This window comes from Marisediminitalea alba, assembly GCF_002993365.1.
In the GTDB taxonomy this organism is placed as follows: domain Bacteria; phylum Pseudomonadota; class Gammaproteobacteria; order Enterobacterales; family Alteromonadaceae; genus Alteromonas; species Alteromonas alba.
In genome coordinates, this window is sequence record NZ_PVNP01000012.1 from 1 (window position 1) to 22,667 (window position 22,667).

Annotated in this window: 27 protein-coding genes and 1 pseudogene; 19 read left to right on the plus strand and 9 right to left on the minus strand. The window is 50.0% G+C overall.

The window, feature by feature from the left end:
* Nucleotides 1–211, plus strand: a pseudogene (locus C6Y40_RS01360) (IS1595 family transposase); the annotation flags it as partial.
* A 37-nt stretch (nucleotides 212–248) separates the two neighbouring features.
* On the opposite strand, the gene C6Y40_RS01365 reads toward C6Y40_RS01360, so the two are convergent.
* Nucleotides 249–1,151 carry an IS630 family transposase gene (locus tag C6Y40_RS01365; RefSeq protein ID WP_105933000.1) on the minus strand — a complete coding sequence of 301 codons (903 nt, stop codon included), beginning with the start codon at nucleotides 1,149–1,151 and terminating at the stop codon, nucleotides 249–251.
* Between the two features lie 52 nt (nucleotides 1,152–1,203).
* Between C6Y40_RS01365 and C6Y40_RS01370 the strand changes: the two genes are divergently transcribed.
* Nucleotides 1,204–1,461 carry a LexA family protein gene (locus tag C6Y40_RS01370; protein ID WP_105932977.1) on the plus strand — a complete coding sequence of 86 codons (258 nt, stop codon included), beginning with the start codon at nucleotides 1,204–1,206 and terminating at the stop codon, nucleotides 1,459–1,461.
* 56 nt (nucleotides 1,462–1,517) lie between these two features.
* On the opposite strand, the gene C6Y40_RS01375 is transcribed toward C6Y40_RS01370, so the two are convergent.
* Nucleotides 1,518–1,736 carry a hypothetical protein gene (locus C6Y40_RS01375; RefSeq protein WP_105932978.1) on the minus strand — a complete coding sequence of 73 codons (219 nt, stop codon included), beginning with the start codon at nucleotides 1,734–1,736 and terminating at the stop codon, nucleotides 1,518–1,520.
* Nucleotides 1,737–1,893: 157 nt separating this feature from the next.
* Between C6Y40_RS01375 and C6Y40_RS01380 the strand changes: the two genes are divergently transcribed.
* Together C6Y40_RS01380 and C6Y40_RS01385 are read left to right on the plus strand one after the other, a co-directional pair.
* Entirely contained in the window at nucleotides 1,894–2,595 is a 702-nt protein-coding gene (locus tag C6Y40_RS01380) for an ABC transporter ATP-binding protein (protein WP_105932979.1), read from the plus strand.
* Nucleotides 2,589–3,824, plus strand: coding sequence for an ABC transporter permease (locus C6Y40_RS01385; RefSeq protein ID WP_105932980.1), 1,236 nt, complete (start codon nucleotides 2,589–2,591; stop codon nucleotides 3,822–3,824). Before C6Y40_RS01380 ends, C6Y40_RS01385 begins: the two co-directional genes overlap by 7 nt.
* A 45-nt stretch (nucleotides 3,825–3,869) precedes the next feature.
* Here C6Y40_RS01385 and C6Y40_RS01390 read toward each other — a convergent pair whose 3' ends face one another.
* Nucleotides 3,870–4,772: a DUF2608 domain-containing protein gene (locus C6Y40_RS01390; RefSeq protein WP_105933001.1), complete on the minus strand. Its 903-nt coding sequence runs from the start codon at nucleotides 4,770–4,772 to the stop codon at nucleotides 3,870–3,872.
* 257 nt (nucleotides 4,773–5,029) lie between these two features.
* Here C6Y40_RS01390 and C6Y40_RS01395 point away from each other — a divergent pair, with 257 nt between their 5' ends.
* The 10 genes from C6Y40_RS01395 to hmuQ all read left to right on the plus strand — a co-directional run bounded on the left by C6Y40_RS01395 (nucleotide 5,030) and on the right by hmuQ (nucleotide 11,970).
* Nucleotides 5,030–5,680 (plus strand): DUF1707 SHOCT-like domain-containing protein, encoded by a 651-nt coding sequence (locus C6Y40_RS01395; protein ID WP_105932981.1) that lies wholly within the window; start codon nucleotides 5,030–5,032, stop codon nucleotides 5,678–5,680.
* Nucleotides 5,681–5,791: 111 nt separating this feature from the next.
* Nucleotides 5,792–6,508, plus strand: a complete 717-nt coding sequence (locus tag C6Y40_RS01400) for a lipoate--protein ligase family protein (protein WP_105932982.1) — start codon at nucleotides 5,792–5,794, stop codon at nucleotides 6,506–6,508.
* A gap of 52 nt (nucleotides 6,509–6,560) precedes the next feature.
* The gene (locus tag C6Y40_RS01405) at nucleotides 6,561–6,935 is read left to right on the plus strand and encodes a glutathione S-transferase N-terminal domain-containing protein (protein ID WP_105932983.1); all 375 of its coding nucleotides are present in this window, start codon (nucleotides 6,561–6,563) and stop codon (nucleotides 6,933–6,935) included.
* Between the two features lie 266 nt (nucleotides 6,936–7,201).
* Nucleotides 7,202–7,801, plus strand: coding sequence for a PepSY-associated TM helix domain-containing protein (locus tag C6Y40_RS01410; protein WP_105932984.1), 600 nt, complete (start codon nucleotides 7,202–7,204; stop codon nucleotides 7,799–7,801).
* Nucleotides 7,802–7,823: 22 nt separating this feature from the next.
* Complete coding sequence (locus C6Y40_RS01415) at nucleotides 7,824–9,299, plus strand: flavodoxin domain-containing protein (RefSeq protein WP_105932985.1); 1,476 nt, start codon at nucleotides 7,824–7,826, stop codon at nucleotides 9,297–9,299.
* Nucleotides 9,300–9,429: 130 nt separating this feature from the next.
* The gene (gene azu, locus C6Y40_RS01420; RefSeq protein ID WP_105933002.1) at nucleotides 9,430–9,870 is read left to right on the plus strand and encodes an azurin; all 441 of its coding nucleotides are present in this window, start codon (nucleotides 9,430–9,432) and stop codon (nucleotides 9,868–9,870) included.
* 358 nt (nucleotides 9,871–10,228) lie between these two features.
* On the plus strand, nucleotides 10,229–10,624 hold the full coding sequence (locus C6Y40_RS01425) for a YbaN family protein (protein WP_240621812.1): 396 nt from the start codon (nucleotides 10,229–10,231) through the stop codon (nucleotides 10,622–10,624).
* 76 nt (nucleotides 10,625–10,700) lie between these two features.
* Complete coding sequence (locus C6Y40_RS01430) at nucleotides 10,701–11,381, plus strand: hypothetical protein (protein ID WP_105932987.1); 681 nt, start codon at nucleotides 10,701–10,703, stop codon at nucleotides 11,379–11,381.
* Nucleotides 11,382–11,419: 38 nt separating this feature from the next.
* Entirely contained in the window at nucleotides 11,420–11,644 is a 225-nt protein-coding gene (locus tag C6Y40_RS01435; RefSeq protein ID WP_105932988.1) for a hypothetical protein, read from the plus strand.
* A complete protein-coding gene (gene hmuQ, locus C6Y40_RS01440; protein WP_240621813.1) occupies nucleotides 11,641–11,970 on the plus strand; it encodes a heme-degrading protein HmuQ in 330 nt (109 codons plus the stop codon). Before C6Y40_RS01435 ends, hmuQ begins: the two co-directional genes overlap by 4 nt.
* A gap of 44 nt (nucleotides 11,971–12,014) precedes the next feature.
* On the opposite strand, the gene C6Y40_RS01445 is transcribed toward hmuQ, so the two are convergent.
* Nucleotides 12,015–13,403 (minus strand): class II fumarate hydratase, encoded by a 1,389-nt coding sequence (locus tag C6Y40_RS01445; RefSeq protein WP_105932989.1) that lies wholly within the window; start codon nucleotides 13,401–13,403, stop codon nucleotides 12,015–12,017.
* Nucleotides 13,404–13,414: 11 nt separating this feature from the next.
* Entirely contained in the window at nucleotides 13,415–13,774 is a 360-nt protein-coding gene (locus C6Y40_RS01450) for a hypothetical protein (RefSeq protein WP_105932990.1), read from the minus strand.
* Nucleotides 13,775–13,880: 106 nt separating this feature from the next.
* On the opposite strand from C6Y40_RS01450, the gene C6Y40_RS01455 reads away from it, so the two are divergent.
* The 4 genes from C6Y40_RS01455 (at nucleotide 13,881) to C6Y40_RS01470 (ending at nucleotide 17,215) form a co-directional block, all read left to right on the plus strand.
* The gene (locus tag C6Y40_RS01455; protein WP_105932991.1) at nucleotides 13,881–14,270 is read left to right on the plus strand and encodes a hypothetical protein; all 390 of its coding nucleotides are present in this window, start codon (nucleotides 13,881–13,883) and stop codon (nucleotides 14,268–14,270) included.
* A gap of 14 nt (nucleotides 14,271–14,284) precedes the next feature.
* Entirely contained in the window at nucleotides 14,285–14,722 is a 438-nt protein-coding gene (locus C6Y40_RS01460) for a hypothetical protein (protein WP_105932992.1), read from the plus strand.
* 23 nt (nucleotides 14,723–14,745) lie between these two features.
* The gene (locus C6Y40_RS01465; RefSeq protein WP_105932993.1) at nucleotides 14,746–14,949 is read left to right on the plus strand and encodes a hypothetical protein; all 204 of its coding nucleotides are present in this window, start codon (nucleotides 14,746–14,748) and stop codon (nucleotides 14,947–14,949) included.
* Nucleotides 14,950–15,115: 166 nt separating this feature from the next.
* Nucleotides 15,116–17,215 carry a TonB-dependent receptor gene (locus tag C6Y40_RS01470; RefSeq protein ID WP_105932994.1) on the plus strand — a complete coding sequence of 700 codons (2,100 nt, stop codon included), beginning with the start codon at nucleotides 15,116–15,118 and terminating at the stop codon, nucleotides 17,213–17,215.
* A gap of 76 nt (nucleotides 17,216–17,291) precedes the next feature.
* On the opposite strand, the gene C6Y40_RS01475 is transcribed toward C6Y40_RS01470, so the two are convergent.
* From C6Y40_RS01475 to C6Y40_RS01485, 3 genes are all read right to left on the minus strand, one after another.
* Nucleotides 17,292–18,119: a DUF4198 domain-containing protein gene (locus tag C6Y40_RS01475; RefSeq protein ID WP_105932995.1), complete on the minus strand. Its 828-nt coding sequence runs from the start codon at nucleotides 18,117–18,119 to the stop codon at nucleotides 17,292–17,294.
* Nucleotides 18,116–18,691: a DUF2271 domain-containing protein gene (locus C6Y40_RS01480; protein WP_240621814.1), complete on the minus strand. Its 576-nt coding sequence runs from the start codon at nucleotides 18,689–18,691 to the stop codon at nucleotides 18,116–18,118. The genes C6Y40_RS01475 and C6Y40_RS01480 overlap by 4 nt, the downstream gene beginning before the upstream one ends.
* Nucleotides 18,692–18,889: 198 nt before the next feature.
* Nucleotides 18,890–20,860: a ligand-gated channel protein gene (locus C6Y40_RS01485; RefSeq protein ID WP_105932997.1), complete on the minus strand. Its 1,971-nt coding sequence runs from the start codon at nucleotides 20,858–20,860 to the stop codon at nucleotides 18,890–18,892.
* Between the two features lie 108 nt (nucleotides 20,861–20,968).
* Between C6Y40_RS01485 and C6Y40_RS01490 the strand changes: the two genes are divergently transcribed.
* On the plus strand, nucleotides 20,969–21,793 hold the full coding sequence (locus C6Y40_RS01490; RefSeq protein ID WP_105932998.1) for a LysR family transcriptional regulator: 825 nt from the start codon (nucleotides 20,969–20,971) through the stop codon (nucleotides 21,791–21,793).
* A 21-nt stretch (nucleotides 21,794–21,814) separates the two neighbouring features.
* Here the strand turns inward: C6Y40_RS01490 and C6Y40_RS01495 are convergent, their stop codons facing one another.
* A complete protein-coding gene (locus C6Y40_RS01495) occupies nucleotides 21,815–22,576 on the minus strand; it encodes an IS5 family transposase (RefSeq protein ID WP_105932999.1) in 762 nt (253 codons plus the stop codon).
* Nucleotides 22,577–22,667 lie beyond the last annotated feature (91 nt).

Consider the following 22,667-nt stretch of genomic DNA (forward strand, 5'->3'; position numbering starts at 1 on the left):
GGCGGGAGGTGTTAAGGTGATAGATAAAGTCTTTCATATTCAGAATGTTAACGCCTATCACAGCCGTCTGAAAGCGTGGATGAAACGGTTTCACGGAGTAGCCACAAAATACTTGGAACACTACCTGGGTTGGTTCAGGTTTATGGATAATCCAGAAAACCTTAACGAAAACAGGCTCTTTTCGATTCAACAACAGTTAATCCGAACATAGCCTTTGCTTAATTTGTACTAGTACCTCAACACATTAATTATGATTGATTGAGTTTTTCATAGGCACGCGTTAATTTTTTGCGTGCCGCATCAACATTGAACATCCATTTGATGGTTGCTCTTGCTTCATTGCGAAGCTTTTCCCAAGCGACCAGCTCTGATTGGAGCTTGTCCCAAGTCGGGATGCGACGATCCAGGCATTGCTGGTTCATATTGCCAATTTCGATTTCTACCATGTTTAGCCAACTGGCATGCTTTGGTGTGTAATGAAACTCTAGCCGGTTCAATATCCGCAATGCTTCTTCTGGTTTGAAGGCCTTATACAGCGAGCCAGCCTTGTGCGTGCTGTAATTGTCCATCACCACATGGATTTTATCAGCATCCGGATAATGCTCATCAACCAGCTCTTTCATACATTGGGCGAAGTCTTCAGCCTTCTTTGCTGGCGTAACCTTGGCTTTTCGCCAGCCTTTATGTCGGTCAAAAAACATGAAGATATTTGCCACACTTACACGCTTATATTCATAGTCCACACGAGACGCTTTTGAGATAGTTTCTACATCACTTAACGAAACCAGTTTGTCTGCCAGCAATGTTAACGTCCAGCGACAAAGCCCTTGAGGTGGCTGACTGCATGCCAGCGCAATCAGTAGTGCGTCCTGATTAGCATCCAGTTTTCGCGGCATACCCGGCCGAGCACCTTCACTTAGTGCCTCGGACAATCCGTCTTCTACAAATCGCTTTTTCGTCCGGTAAATGGTGGATGTACCAACGTTGAGTGCGTCCGAAATGTCTTTATCCTGATGCGGCTTCATAACGTCAGCCATCAACAGGATATTGGCTCTTTTTAACTGTCGGGCGGATGACTTTCCCTTTGAAACCAACTCCATCAACTGGCTTCTTTCATTTTCACTGAGTTCTACTACATATTTAATGTTCATGGCATTATTTGGTGTATAAGTAATTACCATAATTGATCACAGTGAGCGGAATATGTCGATCCCAGCGCAGGAAAATTTTTCATTTACCAAAAAGCAAGGCCAATACCTGGCCTATATTCATTACTACACAAAGCTGAATGGCTACCCACCTGCCCACACAGATTTACAAGCCTACTTTAAAGTGACGCCACCCTCAGTAAACCAAATGATAGTGACTCTGGAGAAGAAAGGGTTGATCCAAAAGCAACCACGAACAGCCCGAAGTATTTCGGTCCTCGTATCAACAGATAAGCTCCCTGAACTTGAGTAAATTCAATCGATCATTTTCATTGTGTCGAGGTACTAGCAAAGATTCTTTCATGGTGGTTACTCGTAAAGTTGGTAGTTGTCGACATGCAGGGTATAGGCAGAGGTGCCTAAATCTTCTTTGGGCATCAGCTCAGTCCATTCGACTTCCCGGTATTGCGCAGCCGCGCTGGAGGCAAATGTAATAAGGCAGAATGCCGTAATAACGACTAAAGTAATCCGCGCCTTAATACCCGTTGCTTTGCTCAGTCGGCTATCAGGAATGGAAGTGGTTGTCATGAAAAACGGTCCGTTTTATTGTTTTTGTTATGTTATAACATTTATTTTTCCGGTGTGAGGGGCTCCTCGTTTCTTTGTCGCTACGGCAGGGTGAGTGACCGTTTCAATTCATTGGCGAAGGGTATAATCTGGACATAACAATAAGGTGTAGTGAAAATTGACATTGCCAGAAATAAAACCAGAGCAGGCGATTAGCCTCGAAAATGTGACCTATCAGTATCCCAAAAGCACCTCCCGACTGAGCTTTCCTCAATGGCAGGTCGCGCAGGGCGAACGTCTGTTTTTATATGGGCCCTCAGGCTCGGGGAAAACAACTTTGCTAAACCTGCTGGCCGGGATCCTGACCCCTGATACGGGCAGCGTAGAGTTGTTGGGTAAGCCGTTTTCAGGTCTGAGCGAAGGCAAGCGTGATAAATTCCGGGCCCGCCACATTGGCGTAGTTTTTCAGCAGTTTAATCTGGTGAGCCATTTAACCGTGGCACAGAACATCGCCCTGGCGGCGCATTTTGCCGGCGGCAGTCAGCCGGGCCGCGAGCAACTTGTCGCGCTTATCCACGCGTTACAGTTGCCGGCAGAGGTGTTAATCAAGCAGGCCAGTCAGTTAAGTGTGGGGCAGCAACAGCGAGTGGCTATTGCCAGAGCGTTAATTAATCAGCCGGAGATCCTGCTGGTGGACGAGCCTACCTCGGCGCTGGATGCCGATGCGCGGGATGCGTTTATGCGACTGCTAACCGAGTTGTGCGAGCAGCATCACACCACTTTGATTTTTGTTAGTCACGATCAGAGTCTGAGTCAGTATCTGGATAAAAGTGTGGCTTTAAGCGCAATTACCACTGCTGCGGAGGCTTCATCATGCTGATGTCTTTTGCCTTAAGCAGCTTGCGTAGTCGTGGTAAATCGCTGGCACTTACTTTTTTGGCGCTGTTGATTAGCGTAAGTGTTTTGCTGAGCGTGGAACACGTGAGATTACAGGCCCAGGAGAGCTTTAACCGCACAGTATCGGATGTCGACCTTATCGTCGGTGCGCCAAGCGGCCAGTTAAACCTGATGCTCTACACGGTTTTCCGCATGGGCAGTCCAACCAATAACATCAGCTATGCCAGCTATGAGATGTTGCAACAACACCCGCAGGTAAACTGGGCCATTCCCATCTCCTTAGGCGATGCCCATCATGGTTATCGCGTGCTCGGCACCAATCAGCAGTATTTTGACCACTATAAGTTTGGTAACAAGCAACCGTTAGTGTTTAGTCAGGGGGAATCCTTTAAAGGTGTCTTTGGCGCGGTGCTCGGCGCTGATGTGGCCAGTGCGCTTAATTATAAGCTGGGTGATGACATTGTGATTGCTCACGGCCTTGGCGCAGTGAGTTTCCAGAATCATGACGACTCACCTTTTACCGTTACTGGTATCCTGGCTCCCACCGGCACGCCGGTGGATAAAACCGTGCACGTTTCATTGCAGGGGATTGAGGCCATGCATTTGCCGCATGCTCAGCTTGATAGCGTGTTAGAACTGCCGGATACCCTGACTAATCCGGCAGTGCAACCCGACAGCGTTACCGCAGTGATGGTGGGCCTCACCAGTAAGTTTGCCACCTTTACCCTGCAGCGGGAGCTGAATAATTATGACGATGATCGCCTGATGGCGATTTTACCAGGCGTAGCGCTTACTGAAATGTGGCAGATGATGGTGAGTGTGGAAAATCTGCTGCGGTTTATTAGCCTGCTCATTATGCTGTCATCCCTGTTCGGACTCTCCACCATGTTGCTGGCGTCGATGCAGCAACGTGAAAAAGAAATCGCCGTACTACGTATTATCGGTGCCGGGGCCGGTACTATATTTCGCTTAATTCTGGTTGAAGCCATGCTGTTGGCCGGGGCGGCAAGTGTTACCGCAGTAGCGCTGGTATCCGGCGTATTTGCCGTGGCCAAAGAATGGTTAGCCAGCCACTACGGGATGTTTATTTCGGCGAACCTGCTAACTCTGCATACCGCACTGGTGGTTGGCGCGATAATGCTGGCAACTCTGATTTGCAGCCTGTTACCCGCTATTGATGCTTACCGGGGCGCTATCAACCAAAGGCTCTGATAACCAGGTAAGGCCCGGCAGACCGCCGGGTCTTTAACAACAGCCTTACTGGCCGAGGCATTGCCCATCATTCTGACGGGCCGGGAAAATGCTATTGAGCGTGGCGATTAACTTTGCGTAATCGTTGGCCATCCGCTCCGCCTGCACCTCTGTGAGTACCTGCCCCTGCAGCTTTTTGCGCTCGGCTTCTACGTGGGTGTAATGAAAAATCCGCATATCGGTGTTGTGCTGCTGCCAGGCGTTATCCATGTTTTCGATATTGGTATGCGAGTCGTCAACAAAAACGATGGCGTCGAACTGGCGCTCGGTGGCGTTTAAGATCCACTCCAGCATGGTGCCCTTGTTCATACCTGTGGTCATCATCAGGCCGCGGCTATAGCTCATTTCACGCTCAAGCTTTTCGCGGTAAACCGGGTTAGTGTTATCAACCGGTGTTAGCGCTGCCTGACTAACATCAATGCCGTGACGCAAAAGTTCGCGCTCAGTTGCCGCACGATTTTTCGGCGCACGGGAAGTGAGTAACAACAGCGTATTGCCGGCTGATTGCCAGTTGCGCAGCAGTGCAGGAACCTGTTGTTCGGTGAGATTCATTGGCCCCAACTCATACAGCAGACTAATAGCATCTTCAAACAAACAGCTTACTTTTTGCTGCTCGGTGGGCTTAACCGCCAGTTTACCGCGTTGCCACTGGTACCAGATATCGCCGCCCAGATCGGTGGCACTGGTCAGCAGGGTATTATCGATATCGGCAACGATAAGGACATTTTCGGCACCGTACTGGCTATTGAGGTTTGCCACAACGGGGGCAATTTCATCGAAGGTACTAGCTTCGGCGACGGTAACTTCGCTGTCGATGGTTGATGTCGTGCTGCTGCAGCCGGTGGCAGCCAGTACCAGGGCAAAAAACACGGCGCGAAGTGCGTTATCAGGGAAAGAAAGTGAAGGCATAAGCATTATTTTTGATTAAGAGTTCTGCGTAAAACACCGTAATGTAGCAGATTTAACGGTTAATCAACATGCCTTATGGAGGGTTTGCCAGACAGACCACTAAGCGGTGTAATTGACCAACACTTAGTGTTAAAGGTCGATTTGGCGGAATGCTTATTTCGATAAGTTGTTGAAAATTAATGGTTTATTAGCTGGCGCGGCAATTGCTTCAAAGTACGCAGTTTAAATGGCAAAGAATAATACAGGGAGCCACCGTCATGGTTAAACTTGAAGATCGTCCTATCGAACAGGTCAGGGAAGAAGTCATCGACAAGCTGATTTATCACTACAGTCATGGAGTGATTTCGGCCGATGCGTTTGAACGCCGGCTGGATAAAGCGATGGCCAGCAAGGACCATCAGGAAATAGCCGATCTTGCGGCCGATCTCACCATGCAGGTTGATGGTGATTACACCCGCGAAAAAGAGAAGAAGCTCAATATTAATTACAGCGCTGGTGATGTGCCGGACAATGAAACGGTGATCAACATTATGGGCGGTTCCGATCGCTCAGGGCGCTGGAAAGTACCGGCCGAAATTCGTGTGCTTAACATCATGGGCGGCTCCGACATCGATTTCACCGATGCCGAATTTACTTCACCCAATGTCACCATCAAAACCCTGTGTATTATGGGCGGGATCGACATAAAGGTACCGGAAAACGTTAACGTTGTGACCAAGGCATTTTGTTTGATGGGCGGCCTCGACAACAAAGCCCCGTCGATTGCTGACCGGCAGGCTCCGACTATCACCGAGGAAGGCATTGTGTTGATGGGCGGCGTGGATATTGGACTCAAACGCACCATTAAAGAGAAATTTGTCGAGCTGGCTAATCAGATGAAAGCGTTGTTTGGCAGTTCGCAGCGCTAGGCTCCGGCGGCTTTTGTAAGAAGGTTAAAACGGGTTACATAAATCTGCTGGCCAGCGCCTGTGGATTGTGGTGTGATTCGTCCAGGGTATTTACAGTTAATTGCAACGTTGATGAGCGATAAACAAAAGCACCGGGTAGTTCGGTTGCCGGCCACTACCTGTGATAAGGCAATGGAAAAAGAACAACTACTGCTGGAGCAGGTAAAGCAGGGCGACTTTAATCAGGCTTTATTATTGTGGCGCTGCACGGCGCCGGCCATCGTTTTACCGGCAGGCAGAAAGTGGCAGAAAACCGAGCCGTTAAGTGAGTGGCTGGCTCAACGGGGCTGGGACATTTTGCAGCGTCGCTCAGGCGGTTCGCCGGTGCCACAAAGCCCTGCCATGCTGAATATTGCTCACATGTACACCTTAACTGCAACGCAGTCTTATTCGGTTAAAGGCGCTTATCAGCAGCTTTGTGATAATTTGCTGGCGTTCTTTGCCGCCCTGGATATCAGTGCCGACATTCATGCTACCGAGTATGCTTATTGTGATGGCGATTATAACCTGAACATTAACGGCCAGAAAATTGTAGGCACGGCGCAGCGCGTGCTGACCGCTCCGGGTGGGCGCAGAATTGTGCTGGCACATGCCTGCCTGCTGATTGATGATGTGCTGGAAAGCATTATTCCGCCGGTGAATGCGTGTAACGAATTCAATAATATCCCCGACAGAGTTAAGCTGAACGCCCACACTTGTCTAAATCGCCATCTTGCCGATTCACTCACTACCGATGAATTGTTCTCGGGATTAATCCGCGCTTTTTCTCGTCACACGGTTTTTTCTTAACGGTTAAAAAGACTATACTGCGTTCTTTTTTCAACCCAAGGACATTCAGTTAATGATTGTAAAACTTGTTCGCAACGCACTGGGTCTGGTTATTGTATCCGTTGATGTATTAACCCGCTGGAGTCGGGTGAAGCGTACCCCGGAAGCACAGCAAAAGGTTGCTCAGGCTGCCCAGGGGATGACCCTTTACCACTTTTTTGCCTGTCCGTTTTGTGTCAAAACCCGCCGAGCCATTCATAAACTGCGCGTACCCATTGAAAAGCGCAGCGCCGTGCAGGGCTCACCGCACCGCGAAGAACTGATCCAGGGCGGCGGCAAAGTGCAGGTGCCTTGTTTACGTATTCAGCACAGCGATGGCCGGGAAGAGTGGCTTTACGAATCCAAGCAAATTATTGGTTACCTCAACGACCAGTTTGGCCCTGCCTGAATACTTTTATTGATGCTGCGGATGCCTGATCAGCCAGCATCCGCGGTAGCATAACCCTGGTTTGTTTTACTCCCCACTCTCAGTTTTACAGCCCTCATAAAGTTTAAACCCCTGATTCCAGAGACCAGTGTAGTACATGTGTGTTGACGGCCAAATAAAAATGGTTATCATTTACTTTTCCGAAAAGGTGCCCTGACAGCCAGGATATTCCTGCTTCCTATGGGTTCACAGCACGCACTGCATAGCAACGATAAGGGTATTTCGTTATGCGATTTTCACTGGGCACGGCCCGTCAATGGCACTGGATCAGTGCTGCCGTTTCGCTGGTTGGCATGCTGCTATTTGCCGTTACCGGCATTACGCTTAACCACGCCGCAGTAATCCCTGCATCGATCTCCGTTACTACTGTAGAAAGTGAAGTGCCCGCTGATGTGTTAACGCACTTACAGGACTTACCCATGGCAGAAATGCCGGCGCCACAACCGGTTCGCCAGTGGCTGGCCAGTGAACACAGTATTAGTGTTCCCCCTGATGTGGCCGGCGAATTTGATGGTATGGAGTTTTACCTGGCCTGGCCGGGGCCAGGCGCCGATCGCTGGCTGGCCATCAACGTGGATGATGCAGCGCTGCTATATGAAGGCACAGAGCGCGGCTGGATTGCTTATTTTAATGATTTACACAAGGGCCGTAACACCGGGCCGGTGTGGTTTGTGTTTATCGATGTAATAGCCATTGCCATGATTGTGTTTACCCTGACCGGATTATGGTTACTGGTAAAACAGGCCTCTCACAAGCAGTCTACCTGGCCCGTTACCGCGCTGGGGTTATTGATCCCGGTGGTTATCGCACTGGTCTTTATCCATTGATGCCGGGCGGGGAGCAGTTTGAATGACGGATAACCAACGACTGTGGCTGGCTATTGCCCTGTGCCTGGCTTATTGCGCATGGGTAGGTTTTATCATTGTTAGCCATTATGCCCGGCAACGAGAGCGGCGGCATGTCACTACCGGTGCGTTTATTGTGGCTTACGCCAGCCAAACCGGCACGGCAAAACAGTTGGCCGAATACCAGGCTGAATTGCTGGAATCAGACCGCCCGGTGAAAGTTATCGCGCTGAATGATCTGGCCATTGATACCTTACGAAAAGCAAACGATGCATTATTTGTGGTTAGTACCTATGGTGACGGCGAGCCACCCGATAACGGCCGCCGTTTTTACCGGGCGCTTCAGCAGCATAATAAACAGCACAATACTGCATTACTGCAATCCCTTTCATACCGGGTAATCGCTCTGGGGGATAGTCAGTACCCGGCGTTTTGTGCCTTTGGCGAACTACTCGATGTTGCCCTTCAACAATCCGGTGCCACGGCCATCGCTGAGCTGGAAAAAATCGACCGGGCACAGTCGCAGCCCCTGCCGGGTGACGCTTCCCAGAGTGCTGAAAGCTCTTTTAAAGCCAGTACCTGGCGGGTCACTGAGCAACAGCAACTCAACAGTGCAGATGGCCGGGAACTCTTTATGGTGACACTGGATGCCGATCAGGCATTGCCCGCCTGGCAGGCCGGTGACATTCTCGATATTCAGCCTCATAATGCTAACACGGCCATTGCTGAATGGCTTAACAAGCATGAACTCAACCCGGATACGGTTATTGCTGTTGAGGGCACGCCAACCCCGCTTAAGCTTGTATTGCATACCCGTCAACTGACGGATTTAGCCGGGGCAGGGAACAAAGAGCAACAGATTTTAAAGATGCCCTTGTTACCTCTGCGCAGTTACAGCATTGCATCGGTTCCTGAAGAAGGGCAGCTAAAACTGATTGTCAGAAAACAGTATCACCCAGATGGTACGCCAGGTATCGGCTCCGGCTGGCTGACCACCTATGCGGGCAGTGAAGAGCCATTTTGTGCCAACGTGAAAGACAATCCGCTATGCCATATCGCGCAACTTGATGTACCGCTGGTGCTCATCGGCGCGGGCAGTGGCCTGGCTGGCATTCGGGCACAACTGGCAAAGCGATATTATGCTAACAGTGATGCCGACATCTGGATAATTTATGGTGAGCAGTCGCCGCAACTGGACAATGTTATCCCTGCCGCTATTGAAGCGTGGCAAACGGGGTTTGCCGGGCTTAAAATTCAGCAGGCCTATTCGCGAGGCGAGCCCGGCCAATATGTACAGGATGTCATGGTAGCGGCAGCCGATGAACTGCAAAACATAATTGCCCGGGGAGCGCATATTTATGTGTGTGGTAGCCATCAGGGAATGGGGCAGGCAGTGCACCAAACGCTCACTGACATACTCGGTGAAGACGCATTAATGCAGCTTATTGATGAACAGCGTTATCATCGCGATACCTACTAGTCCGCAGCACTGGCAGCAAGTACTAATCAGGCAGTAGTTCATAAGTAGTACAGATGCGACTTAAGGGATAATGTTAATCCATTAAGCCGGGTGTTACATATATACTCATTTAACAGATGAGAGTATGTCTATGAAAAAGTGTTTAGCGTTTTTGTTAGTAGCCTTTAGCAGTTTTACCCTGGCTGATGAGTGCGCTGTGACTATCGAAAGTAACGATATGATGCAGTTCAACATGAAAGAAATGTCTGTGCCTGCCTCGTGCGATACCTTTGAGGTAACGCTGAAGCATACCGGACAGCTGGACAAGAAATACATGGGCCATAACTGGGTTTTATCAACCACTGCCGATGCCCAGGAAATCGTTAACGGCGCCCTGAAAGCAGGTCCGGATAACAATTACCTGCCACCGGGCGATGAGCGTATTATCGCGGCCACCAAAATTATTGGCGGTGGAGAGCAGGACACCATTACGGTAGATGTTGCTGGTTTAACAGCCGGTGAAGACTACACTTTCTTTTGCTCATTCCCTGGCCACTTTGCCATCATGAAGGGCGCGTTTATCGTTAACTAACCCATCCAGGCTAATCGCCCTTAGCAAAGGGCGGTTAGCTCATTACCTTCGAATATCTTCAGTGCTCCACGTGCTCTACAGTTGGTGATGAAACCTGAGAGTGGTTGGTCGCTAAGCATATCCTCCTAAGCTAAAATTTGTATCCCCTGCACCGGTAACTTATGCTTACTAATAGCTGGTTTATTCATCAGGTATCGCCTGGCTTTGTATTAATAATATTCACAATATCAGCCTGTTATAGCACTGGCAGAATACTGGGAGGCTGCTAAGCTTCAGGTAAGTACTGAGACGAGCCCCCTCGGCTTGTAAGCTGCAGAGCAAACAGCCTGGTAAGCTTTGGAAAATGTAAGGTGTAAATGTGAGTGAGCCCAGATGTTGTAGTCCTTCCCGCTCGTCAGTGATGCGTCCTGTCTGGTTATTACTGGGTGTGTCCTGCGTGGTACTGGGCGGGATTGGCGCGGTATTGCCTCTATTACCTACGGTGCCTTTTATGCTACTGGCGGCTTACTGTTTTGCCCGCTCCTCTAATCGCGCCCATGACTGGTTAATTAATCATCGGATCTTTGGCCCTGCAATAGCCGACTGGCAACGTAGCGGTGCAATTAGCCTGGCGGCGAAATATGCAGCTACGGCATCGGTGGTGGTGGTTTACACCATTTCAATAGTAATGGATCTGCGCCCGGCGCTTCTTATTGTCCAGGGGATAACGCTATGCGCCGTTATGGCTTTTATCTGGAGCCGACCGCATCACTAAGGCATCTGATAAGGCGTTTGGAATAAACCAGTTTTCAGCTCTTGCCGTATCAGCTTCAGGTTTACTTTTTGGGAAGATGGCAGTGTTACCCGGGCTATTAAAACGTTTCAACAGCGCCGCAAAGAAAACCGATGTTAGCCAACCAGAGCAACCTGGCGGTTCCATCTGGCAGGATACCGGTGAGGTGTATTATTTGGAAAATACCCTCAAGCTGACTTATGCCGCCAACAGTGGAGTAGTGACACTGGAAAAGCTATCGCCGGACTCCCTGGCTAATGTGGTCGAAACGCTGGACAAGCTGCCGCAGGACTCACCCTTCGCCCGAGCAGTTACCGCAACGCGAAATACCGCACTAGTTATTAGTGTTTGTGGTGTTACCTGGCAGAAAAACAACGGTACAGTTCGAATCAAAGCGCTGCCGGAGGCCGCACTGCTGCGCAGCACCAACGCCGACTTCAGCAAGTCCCAGGCGGTGTTTAAACATGCATTTTTGTTAGAGCATGATGATTTGCTAACGCCTACAACCGGTAGTGGCAAACCTGGCGTCTTCACTTATAACCGTATCTCACCGGCTCAATTTACCCGGCAACTGGCGCGCGCCAATGAACGTATTTCGCCGCCGCTACGGCGCGCTATTCCTGTTCATCCGGACAATTTCAACAGCGCATTTACCGAGCATGAACAAACGGTTATCGATGGATTTCTGGATGCAGGTTCGCAGCCCAAAAACGATGCGCTGAACGCAAAACACGATTAGCCTGTGCCTGAGGGCCATGGCAGCTAGCGGAGGATCAAGTGAATAAAGATACGCTTATCAATAATGCATTACACTATTCGGCGGTCATCATTTCAGCCGGGCTTGCTTATTTTACTGTGTTCTTTATTTTGCTTAGCCTCGAAGTGGAGGCTGACAGAGCGCTACACTGGTCCTTGTTTGCCAGTTTAATAACGGCGCTGGCAACCTTGTTTTTCAAAATGGTGGTTGCACCACTTAGGACCAGAGATCACGATAGAGAATGACTTTTATTGAAAAGGACAGTCAGATGTTTATTGCAATGAACCGTTTTAAGGTAAAGCCGGGCAGTGAAACTGCCTTTATTGAAATGTGGCGACAGCGGGAAAGTTTTCTTGATGAGGTGCCAGGATTTGAGTCGTTCCATTTACTGCAAGGCGAAACTTTTGACGACTACACTTTGTTTTCGACCCATGTGTGCTGGCAAAGCAGAGCCAGTTTTGACAACTGGGTGAAATCTGACGCGTTTAAAAAAGCCCATGCCGGCGCAGGTCAGAGCCGCGATTTCTACGCGGGCCCGCCCCGGCTTGAGCTGTTTGATGCCGTTCTGTAAGGATTGCCAGAGCGAGCATTATTTAGTGGTTTTCAATGCCAATGTTACTGGCTGTTATCAGTGAGCTTTCTCGGATCGAGTAACTCGGTTAACTCTTGCCGTGACAGGTCGGTCATTTCGTCGGCTACGTCGACAATCGGCCGCTTTTCTTTGTAGGCTCGCTTAGCAATTTCGGCGGCTTTGTTGTAGCCGATTATGGGGTTAAGCGCCGTGACCAGGATCGGGTTTTTGTCCAATGCGGCTTCCAGATTTTCGTTTAATACCTCAAAGCCGCTTATGGCGCTATCTGCCAGTAACGAAGCGCTATTGGCCATTAGCGTAAAGCTACTTAACAGATTGCTGGCAATCATTGGCAGCATAACATTTAACTCAAAGTTACCTGACTGACCGCCAACCGTAATGGCGGCATCGTTACCTATAACCTGGGCGGAAGCCATCGCCACGGCTTCCGGGATAACCGGATTTACCTTACCCGGCATAATGGAGGAGCCGGGTTGCAGGGCAGGCAGGGCGATTTCGCCGAGCCCTGCCAGCGGCCCTGAGTTCATCCAGCGTAAGTCATTGCTGATTTTCATTAAACTCACGGCGGTTGATTTCAGCAAACCAGATAAGGTAACCGCGGTATCCTGCGAGGCAATAAGTGCGAAATAGTTATCTGCCGGCTGAAAAGGGATGCCGCTAAGCGCAGTCAGTTTTTCATTAAATATGGCTGAGAAATCGGGGTGCGCATTAATGCCGGTGCCAACCGCTGTGCCACCCAGTGCCAGTGTTTGTATAGCTGGCTGGTGGCCATTCAATGCTTTAATCTGCTGGCCTATTTGAGCCTGCCAGCCGGATAAACTCTGATCCATGCGCACCGGCATAGCATCCATCAGGTGAGTACGGCCGGTTTTACAGACATCTTTTAGCTCACTGGCCTTGTTACCTATCACGCGATACAGGTGGCTGAGTGACGGTAAGAGTTCCTGCTTCAGGGCTAGGGCGGCACTCACATGAATAGTGGTGGGGATAATATCGTTACTGCTCTGGCCGTAATTAACGTGATCGTTGGGGTGAACAGACAGGCCGGACTGCTGACTGGCCAGCCTGGCAATCACTTCGTTAGCGTTCATGTTGGTGCTGGTGCCTGAACCGGTCTGAAAGATGTCGACCGGGAAGTGAGCCATGAGCTGCGGCGCGTTGAGCAATTGGTCGCAGGCCTGACAAATCGCTTCACCTGTATCGCTGTCCAGCGTATCTAATGCGACGTTAGCCTGAGCTGCGGCTTTTTTTACTGTGATCAACGCTCTGATAAAAGCCTCTGGCATAGACTGGCCACTGACCGGAAAATTATTGACTGCCCGCTGGGTCTGCGCGCCATATAAAGCGTCTGCAGGGACTTCCAGTTCGCCCATGCTGTCTTGCTCGATTCGTGTTTCGGTAGAGGTGGTCATAATTGAGGTCCTTAGTTAAAAAATGTCGGCGTGAGGTGAGTAAACAGATGACTAAACTGCCTCACGCGATGGTGATCGCCGGCTGTAATACTTTGCTTTTCGGCCGCCAGCAGCGGCCGGTAAATCTGGTCGAGACACTGATAGCGCCAGCTCAGCACTACCTTTTGATCGCAGGCTGTCTCGAGCAAAAGCGCCGCACAGTCCAGCAGAATACGAATTTTTTCGGACGATGCCCCGGCAATGTTCGCACTGTCGAGGGCTAAGTTTATATAGCGCTTAAGCAACTGTGGATCATCCGGGTGACATGCCGTTCTGATTTGTTGCTTTAAATTGGCCGATGTCACGAGCGCTTTGGCAATGTGTTGTGTCATAGCAACTACCATTCTAGTCCACTGAACATAATTTTATGCTAATGCAAACAATTATCATTTGCAATAAGTCTGAAATGGCGTATGTTTAAGTCAGGAGGACATGCCAATGGAAATTTCTTTTTTATGTACCAAACACGCCGACTGGGTGTATAGCCATCCACTGGAGGCGGTTAATTTTTTAGCCCGGGATGAGTTTCAGGGCACGACCCTGTTTTACGACGGTGAGTATCGTGAATGTATTCCCTACTTAGGTTGCGCGTTCGATATCACCGCGATTTTGCTGGAGGTGGAAGAAGGTCAGAACCGGCAACTGCTGGAAAAAGTCTTCGTTTTGTCGACCCTGATTTGCGACGCCTATGGAGCCCTGGGTCTGGTGGATTACCAGGTGGCCATGCAACGCCGTGTTGCCGATCTGATTACCGCGGTAAGTTATCAGGAAGCGGCTGCTCAGCAGGCCATGACAGCCTTCAGTGATTTCAGTATCAGCCGGCATTAACTCAGGAGGTCATCATGAGTCAGTCTGACGCCGCTTACGCTAAGTGGCGGGAAGTGATTGCGGCAGGTAATGATAACTTTGAACTGCATCATACCCTGATAACACTGGTTTATTACTCCAGAGCCATTGAACTGGCCAGAACGCTGGTAAAAAAGTGGCCCGCATCACGCCGCACTGTTGAAGCGTTACTGGTGAGTTATCACAATCTGGCCGAGCTTTATGAGCGGGAAAACAGTCTGCGACTGGCCTGGCAGGTATTGGTTACAGCCAAGCAGCAGATGATGGCGGTTTTCTGCAAGCGGGGAGAATCAGCCTGCACGGTTTGGGGGTGTCGAAGTGCTCATCAGCGCTTAAGTCGGTTTGAACAGCAGCATGGTAGCTTCGACCGGCTCAGGCCAAGACAAAGACTGCTGAATCCCTATCAATACGATGGGTTTACATCAGGTTACTAACCACACAAAACGAGGAGATCATCATGCAACGGGTTGATTGGCGCTGGCTAATTATCTGGATGCTAGCCATGAGCCACACTGTGCATGCTCATGATGGGCATGATCACAGTCACTGGAGCAGCTTGTTTATTCATGCCTTATTGTTATTGTCTCTGGCCGCCTCCGGACTGGCCATTATGTTTGCCATTTACCGTGCGATCAGCCGTTGGTTGCCGGCGGGCAAATGAACCCGGTTGAATGCAGCACCCACCAGTGAGGGGAACGGGTACAAAGTACTAGTTAAACAGACCGCAAAGTACCGGCTTAATTGGTTTTCTTAATGGTTATGAAGGTCTATCATGGCCGCTGGCTCAACTCCGGCCGCATTTCATTAATCAAAATAAAAGATAAGCCATGACCAAGTTACCTCGAAGCGGCTGGTTGCCTGCATTAACCATCCTGTCCTGTGCCATTAGCGGTACGTTTAACGCTAGCGCGCAAACTGCACCCGTGCAGTTGCCTGCAGATATCGAGCGCATCACCACTACGGGTTCCCGCCATGGCGCTGACGACAACGATGCGCCAGTCATCATCAGCGCCGTTGGTCAGCAGGATATTAATCTTGTTTCGCCTACGCATATTGAGGAAGTGCTTAAATTTATTGCCGGTGCTCAGGTGCAGCGAGGTAACGGGCAGGAATACCTGCCAGCCTTGCGTTCCCAGGTATTTAGTGGAGCCGGTGCCTGTGGTGGCTTGTTAACTGCAGAAGATGGTATTCCGCTGCGCGCTGCCGGCTTTTGTAACATTAACGAATTGTTCGAGGCGCATTCGGAAATGGCCGAGCGGGTAGAGGTACTCAAAGGGCCTGGGTCGGCGTTGTATGGCTCCAATGCGGTACACGGCGTAATTAATGTCATCACGCCGGATACCACTCAGGGCGGCGGTTTGTTCGGATATGACTATGGTTCTTACGGATATAGCCGGGTGAAGCTGCGCAGTGGTTATCATTACGGCGATGGCGGCGTGGGGCTTAATGCCAGCGTAACCCGGGATAATGGTTATCGGGTGGCCGAGGGTCTGGATCAGGAAAAGCTTAATCTGCGTCATGAACATGCGTTCTCGTCATTAACCCTGACAACCGGCCTGACCTATACCAATCTGGAGCAGGAAACCGCCGGCTACATCACAGGTACCGATGCTTATAAAGACGCTCAGCTCGCGCAGGCAAACGAAAATCCGGAAGCCTTTCGTAACGCCAGTTCATTGCGCCTTTGGTCCAGGGCACAGTGGCAGTTAGATGGCGGCGATACGCTATCGGTAACGCCCTATATTCGCGACCAGGACATGGAATTTTTAATGCACTTTCTGCCCGGGCAACCTACCGAGGAAAACAGCCAGCAAGGTGTGGGAGTGCAAAGTTTATGGACCCATAATGTTTCTGCCAGTGTTACCCTGAATGCCGGTATTGATGCCGAGCACACCGAGGGAAGCCTGTTGCAATATCAGGAACAGCCCACCACCGGCTCGGCGTTTCTGGTTGCCACCATTCCGGCGGGTAAACATTATGATTACGATGTGAATGCGTCGTTGATTGCTGCTTTCAGTGAGTTGGTGTGGCGCAATGACAGCTGGTTACTGAGTGCAGGTCTGCGCTACGAATATATCCATTATGACTATACCAATAATATGAATTCGGGGCGCTTACGCGAAGACGGCACGGCCTGCGGTATGGGCGGCTGCCGGTACTCGCGGCCACCAAGCAGTAAAAACAGCTTTACTAATGCCTCACCAAAATTGGGTGCCACCTATCTATATTCTGACACTACGCAGTTTTATGCTAACTATTCGCTAGGCTATCGCGCGCCTCAGGCCACCGAGCTGTATCGTTTGCAGCGTGCTCAGCAGGTCGCCGATCTTAATTCGGAAGAAGCGCGTAACGTCGAGTTCGGCGTAAAAGGCAATTACCCCGGCTTAAGCTATACCATTGCTGCCTATTACATGGATAAAGATAACTTTATTTTCCGCGACAGTAACTTCTTTAATGTTAATGACGGTCAGTCACGACATACCGGCGTAGAGCTGGAGTTGCGCTGGCAAGCCAGTCAGCGCCTGGATATTGCATTGGCGGCAACCATGGCAAGCCACACTTACCGCTATAATCAGGAACTCGGTGGCGTTAACATAAATGGTAACGACATTGACACTGCGCCCAACACCATTGCCGATGTGCGAATAGGCTATAATTTCACGCCGCAAGTGCGCGCCGAACTGGAATTAAACCACGTTGGTGAGTACTACACTGACCCGGAGAATCTGCACGAGTACGAAGGCCATGAATTAGTGAATTTGCGTTCATCCTGGCAGTTAACGCCCGAGCTTACCCTGTATGCCAGAGTGAATAACCTGTTGGATACTGCCTACGCCGAGCGCGCCGATTTTACTTCGTTTGGTGGTGATCGTTATTTTCCGGGCAGACCACGTAATTATATGCTGAGTGCCACTTATAGCTGGTAGTTAAGCGCTGGTCAGAGATACAAAAAAGCGCGTATCCTGGAGTTACGCGCTTTTTCTTTGAGTTCAGGCATAAGTCTTAAAGTGGCAGGACTTCAAAAACCAGTACGTAGCTGGCGCGGCGTTTCTTAGCCGGCGCTTTGGCTTTGTCGTCTTCGTACTCGGCTTCCAGCCAGTACATGCCAGGCTCATCAAATTGCAGGCTGATTTTGCCTTCTTTGTCGGCCGTCACTTCTATACCACCGGCAGTATCACGGTATTTTTCGCCGTCTTTGACTACAATAACTTTGGTCCCCTGAGCTTTATCGCCGCTCATAAAGAACTGAAAATCGATTGGCTCACCGGTGTAAGCATCGTTGGGGTGGGTTAATGCTTTAAGCTCAAGACCTTTGCCGGTTAGCTTATTGTTGTCGGCCGTTGGGGCGCCTAGTGTCACATAGGTTTCCAAGCGATTAGCGGTTTCCATTACGTTCAGGTCATTGGCATCCTGAGGTACCGCTTCATAAAATTCTTCCACGGTGCCGGTCTTACCGCGCCCGGGCCAGAAATGGCGCTCGCCGTCTTCGTCTTTCCAAAACGCCACTAGGGATTGTGAGGCATTAAACACTTTGTAGGTGCCGCTCTCAGTCAGCTCCACATCAAATACACTGCGGTAGCGCAGCTTTTGCTGGTTTTGAATGTCTACCGGATTTCCACTGGGTGAGACGACAGATAAGCGCTCCGCCGGATAAGCAAAATGATCAGGATGAAAGATACCGTTAGCCACGGCCACATCGAAGGTGATCCATTCGCTGTCACCAGAAACAGAAGTGGTAGATGGCTTGATCCACACCCGGTGGGCCTGACTGAACGGGCTGGCCAGAGTCAGGGCCAGGGCTGTGGCACCGATTAGTAGTGATTTCTTCATTGTGCAGGCTCCATGTGTAAGGTTATCGAAGAAAGTTCGTGCTGACCTTCAGCACGGGTATTAACTGTTTGTTTTACCGGAAGTGACACCGGGACTTTAAGGGTTTCACGGCCACCGAGTTCGCGTGCGGCTTCAACCCAGATAAAATAATCGCCGGCGGCAACGTCGTCGAACCGCCCGTCGAGCGCGATGGTCGAGGTGCCCGGCCGGCGGGTAGCGCCACTCACTCCATCAATTGGCATGCTGGCACTGCGACCGCTGCGCCGCCACCACATACGTAAGTCCTTCAGCCATTTCTCGCCTTCGTTATTAGCCATGTCGGTGTCGTACCATACGGCAATATCCACTACGCGCTTACCACGCTCATCGGCCAGCCACGCTGCAACGTAAGGGGCGTGGTATTCCGCTACATTCAAGTTGGGTAATGTGATTTCAAGCTCATCGGCCTGGGCTGTCATCGCCACACCGAGCAACCCTAGCGGCAGGGCCAGCCGGTACAGCTTATTCAGCAAAGTGTTGGGGCGGCTGTTCTCGCCGTAACGCGGCAATAAGCAGGGGGTATCTTCTAACAACGTAAATTCTCCTGAAATAATATCCTGGTTGCTCTGCAAGACGAAAATCAAAACCTTAATCCAAATGTTATTGAGAATCAATTGCAATTGAGTCGATTGACTTATTATTTCGGCTGATAACATAAATCTGATGACATAACAGAGCCAGGCACTGCCTGCGCTCAGCATAAATCGGCGCAGGCAGTTTTACTAAAGCCCCTAAAAAGACCAGGCCAGTGACAGCCAGTAACGGCGGCCATCTTCCACGTAGCCGTACTCTTCCATACCAATGTTTTTATCCAGCAGGTTATAAATACCGGCGCCAAGTTTTATATCGTTGGTTAAACCGTAGTTTAAGCCAACGTCTGCCAGCGTATACGAGGGGGCAATCAAGCTGTCCTGCGACGGACCGGTGGTGGGCTGACTCTCTTCACCACGGTAGTGAACGCGCAGCCAACTGCTGGTCATGTCGTTGATGGCCCAGCGCAGAGAGGTTTGAACCAGGTGTTTCGGCAGTTGATTGAGCGGACTGCCAGCGTACTGACCGGTTTTTTGCTCCGAGTCGGTATAGGTATAGTTGGCATTAAATTCAATGGCTTTGGTAAGTTTAGCCTGCACACTCATTTCAAAACCCTGAGTGATGGCCTCATCGATGTTGATATAGGTGGTGGGGGCTGATCCGAAATCGTTAGGCCCGTCGGTACACAGGTCTGTTGGGCACTGAATTCGGGTGATACGGTCTTCAAATTCGTTATAAAACACCGTTGCGGATACCGTGGTGTCCTTACCAAAGTCCTGATATAAGCCGAGCTCATAGCTGACTGACGATTCCGCTTCCAGATCCGGGTTACCATAAATATTGCCGCCGCGGCTGATTTGTCCCCAGGAAGGATTGGTCTGGCGCAGGTTCGGCGCCCTGAAGCCAGTGGATATGCCACCTTTTAAAATGGTTGTTGAACTGATTTGCCATACCCCGTATAAACGAGGGCTTAACTGGCCGCCATAGTTCTGGTCGTCGTCGTAACGTAAACCGGTAGTAATCGCGAAATCCTTAATGATTTTCCATTCACCTTCGGCGAACACAGACCACTGGTGACCGTCGACCAGTGAAAGCTCGCTAATCTGGTTGCTGGTCAGGTCATTAAGCTCTTCCTCAAAATAAGCGCCGCCTGCACTCAAGCTCAGGGTATCGTTGACCGGAACGGTCCACATCGTCTGGGCATCGAGGTTTTTAACGTACATTTGCCGGGATTCATTATCAAACTCATCTTGTTTGATATAAGTTTGCGAGGTTGCCCAGCCCCAGTATCCGGTGTGACTGAGCGACAGGTTAGTGCGGTCATACTCAGTCATGCTCGAAGCCGGACAGCCGCGACGGCCACATTCTTCGCCCTCGGCCAGCGGTGCAACCGTTTTACCCAGTGTTGCATTAATTTCCTGCTGGGTATGGGTGGCTTCAAACACAAATTCGTGACTGTCATTGGGGGTAAAGGCCAGTTTGGCACTAATGTTTTTATGGTCGCGGTCGCGAAAGCCGTCGACGATATTGTCTTCTTCCCGCTGGGTGTAGCGGCCGTAAAGTTGTAAGCCCAATTTACCCGGGATAAGTGAACCAGCCGTAAAGAACGTGGTTTGGTACTGATTACCTGAATCGCTGTCTTCCTGAATGGTAGCATCTAAGCGTACCTCACCGCGCCAGGCATCAGGGGTTTTGCTGGTGATAATATTGATTACACCGCCAATGGCATCTGAGCCATACAAAGAAGACATAGGCCCGCGGATGACCTCGATGCGCTCAATGGCCGATAACGGCGGGATCCAGGCGCCTTCAACACCCGGACCGTCGCTATTAGGCCGGGTTTCACGTGAGCTCTGTCGCTGGCCGTCGACCAGGATCAGGGTGTACTGACTACCCATGCCTCGCAGGCTGATATCTTCTCTGTCACCGCCACCGGTGACAATCACGCCCGGAATATCCGTCATGGCATCGGTGAGGTCCCGATAAAACCTTTCACTGAGGTCTTCTTTATCGAGCACACTGATAGAGGCAGGCGCTTCTTTAAGCATTTGCGCGGTGCCTGAAGCGGTCACCACAATTTTTTCCAGTTCTTCATTATCAGGAGAAACAGCCAGTACAGCTGAGGAAACGAAAGCACAGCAAAGTGCCAGGGACATCTTGTTTAATTGCATATAACAGTGAAAATCTCAGTGAGAATGATTGTTATTTAGGATAAGATCGGGGTCAGTTATCTGCAATCGACTAATATTAAACGGTGTCTTTAGCAAAAATGAATTTCTATGAACGTTAAGTTTACCCGCGCCCTGAAAGTGTTTTTAACCGTTGCTGACTGCGGCAATATGAGTGTGGCTGCCAGGCAGTTACACATGACCGTGTCGGCCATCAGCCAACAGTTGCGTAAGCTGGAAGAAGATATCGGCCAGCAATTGGTTAATCGTAATTCCCGTCATCTGAGCCTTACTGAAGCCGGGCGGATTTATTATCGCACCAGTAAGGAATTACTTGCCACCGCGCAACAGGGGCAGCAGGAAATCGACGCCTTGCTTCAATCACCCTCCGGTGAACTGCGGATCCTCGCGCCCGAAGGCTTTGGCGGCGGATTGTTGAGTAAACCGCTGCGGCAGTTACTGCAGAGCTCAGAGCGTATTTCTGTTGCGGTAACCCTGGGCGAAGGCTATGACGATATCGTTGCCAGCGGCGCCGATCTGGCGTTGGGGTTTACGCCAGTTGATAAAGAGGGGTTTAAATCCTATCAGCTTGCCACCTGGTCACAGGTGTTATGCGTTGCTCAGTCTCATCCGTTAAGCACAGAGTCTTTATCGCATCCGGAGCAGTTAAAAGAACATCCGTTTATTGTTTACGATCACCTGCCTGCACACGAGCTGAGCGGACCGGATGATGAGCGTTATCTGCTGGCCCACCCCAAACTCAGCGTCAACTCGATGCAGGCGCTTATTCAGTTTACCGTGGATGGTCTGGGCTTTGCCGTGTTACCGCAAAAGGAAGTACAGCACTATCTGGCCAACGGTGAGCTGGTTGAACTGCTGCCGGACTGGCAATTGCCGGATTATCAGGTGTTTGCGGTTGTTGCTAGGGCGTGTTGATCTTTTCTGTACATATTTTGCTCAACAATACATCGGCAGCCACATTAACATAAATGCCAGCGATACCATGCTGGCATAATTTCGCTCTAACTTATCGTATCTAGTTGAAATAGCTCGATATTGCTTAATTCTTGCAAATGCATTTTCAACCAAATGTCGGTATTTGTATAAGCACCAATCCATGCTTTTTTTATCAATATCTTGACCGTAATTCCGTGTAGCAATCACTGGTGTTCCACCGTGGTCACGAACAAAACAGCGGAATTGTTCGCTATCATAGCCTTTATCACAAACGACAGTGTTCACTTCATCAAGCTGTTCAACCAAACTATTCGCATGAACAACATCGTGGCGTTGACCTTCTGATAAGTCGAAACAAATCGGTAATCCTCCACTATCTACAGCTAAGTGAATTTTGGTTGAATTACCCCCACGACTTTTGCCTATTTGCTCTGAGCTTTCAGTTGCTGCTCCTGTGCTATGTTGATGTGCTCGAACTATCGAGCCATCAAGAAAGACCCACTCAAAATCAGCCATGCTAGATAAGCTTTTGAAAAGGTTATCTAAAATCCCTTTCTTTGACCAAAGATTAAATCGTCTGTATACGGTACTCCACTCTCCGAATTCAGAGGGCAGATCTCGCCAAGGAATACCAGTTCTCATTCGATAAAGTATTCCTTCAAATGTCATTCGATGTTCAGTTTTATCGTAAATACGGCCTGTACTTTTCATAACTTGAAGTAGCAGTTCCCATCGAATATCAGTTAGTATTGTTCTTGGCATGGTATTGGTTATGGTTTTACTTTTGGCGAAGCAAATTATAACCCTTTACCATGCTGTTTAAAAATTACTCACGAAAGATCAACACGCCCTA

Excerpts from the sequence above, each read along its gene's own strand:
- C6Y40_RS01365 (WP_105933000.1), bottom strand. The coding sequence starts at position 1,151 with ATGAACATTAAATATGTAGTAGAACTCAGTGAAAATGAAAGAAGCCAG.
- C6Y40_RS01370 (WP_105932977.1), top strand. The coding sequence starts at position 1,204 with ATGTCGATCCCAGCGCAGGAAAATTTTTCATTTACCAAAAAGCAAGGC.
- C6Y40_RS01375 (WP_105932978.1), bottom strand. The coding sequence starts at position 1,736 with ATGACAACCACTTCCATTCCTGATAGCCGACTGAGCAAAGCAACGGGT.
- C6Y40_RS01385 (WP_105932980.1), top strand. The coding sequence starts at position 2,589 with ATGCTGATGTCTTTTGCCTTAAGCAGCTTGCGTAGTCGTGGTAAATCG.
- C6Y40_RS01390 (WP_105933001.1), bottom strand. The coding sequence starts at position 4,772 with ATGCCTTCACTTTCTTTCCCTGATAACGCACTTCGCGCCGTGTTTTTT.
- C6Y40_RS01395 (WP_105932981.1), top strand. The coding sequence starts at position 5,030 with ATGGTTAAACTTGAAGATCGTCCTATCGAACAGGTCAGGGAAGAAGTC.
- C6Y40_RS01400 (WP_105932982.1), top strand. The coding sequence starts at position 5,792 with ATGAGCGATAAACAAAAGCACCGGGTAGTTCGGTTGCCGGCCACTACC.
- C6Y40_RS01405 (WP_105932983.1), top strand. The coding sequence starts at position 6,561 with ATGATTGTAAAACTTGTTCGCAACGCACTGGGTCTGGTTATTGTATCC.
- C6Y40_RS01410 (WP_105932984.1), top strand. The coding sequence starts at position 7,202 with ATGCGATTTTCACTGGGCACGGCCCGTCAATGGCACTGGATCAGTGCT.
- C6Y40_RS01415 (WP_105932985.1), top strand. The coding sequence starts at position 7,824 with ATGACGGATAACCAACGACTGTGGCTGGCTATTGCCCTGTGCCTGGCT.
- azu (WP_105933002.1), top strand. The coding sequence starts at position 9,430 with ATGAAAAAGTGTTTAGCGTTTTTGTTAGTAGCCTTTAGCAGTTTTACC.
- C6Y40_RS01430 (WP_105932987.1), top strand. The coding sequence starts at position 10,701 with ATGGCAGTGTTACCCGGGCTATTAAAACGTTTCAACAGCGCCGCAAAG.
- hmuQ (WP_240621813.1), top strand. The coding sequence starts at position 11,641 with ATGACTTTTATTGAAAAGGACAGTCAGATGTTTATTGCAATGAACCGT.
- C6Y40_RS01445 (WP_105932989.1), bottom strand. The coding sequence starts at position 13,403 with ATGACCACCTCTACCGAAACACGAATCGAGCAAGACAGCATGGGCGAA.
- C6Y40_RS01450 (WP_105932990.1), bottom strand. The coding sequence starts at position 13,774 with ATGACACAACACATTGCCAAAGCGCTCGTGACATCGGCCAATTTAAAG.
- C6Y40_RS01455 (WP_105932991.1), top strand. The coding sequence starts at position 13,881 with ATGGAAATTTCTTTTTTATGTACCAAACACGCCGACTGGGTGTATAGC.
- C6Y40_RS01460 (WP_105932992.1), top strand. The coding sequence starts at position 14,285 with ATGAGTCAGTCTGACGCCGCTTACGCTAAGTGGCGGGAAGTGATTGCG.
- C6Y40_RS01465 (WP_105932993.1), top strand. The coding sequence starts at position 14,746 with ATGCAACGGGTTGATTGGCGCTGGCTAATTATCTGGATGCTAGCCATG.
- C6Y40_RS01470 (WP_105932994.1), top strand. The coding sequence starts at position 15,116 with ATGACCAAGTTACCTCGAAGCGGCTGGTTGCCTGCATTAACCATCCTG.
- C6Y40_RS01475 (WP_105932995.1), bottom strand. The coding sequence starts at position 18,119 with ATGAAGAAATCACTACTAATCGGTGCCACAGCCCTGGCCCTGACTCTG.
- C6Y40_RS01485 (WP_105932997.1), bottom strand. The coding sequence starts at position 20,860 with ATGCAATTAAACAAGATGTCCCTGGCACTTTGCTGTGCTTTCGTTTCC.
- C6Y40_RS01490 (WP_105932998.1), top strand. The coding sequence starts at position 20,969 with ATGAACGTTAAGTTTACCCGCGCCCTGAAAGTGTTTTTAACCGTTGCT.
- C6Y40_RS01495 (WP_105932999.1), bottom strand. The coding sequence starts at position 22,576 with ATGCCAAGAACAATACTAACTGATATTCGATGGGAACTGCTACTTCAA.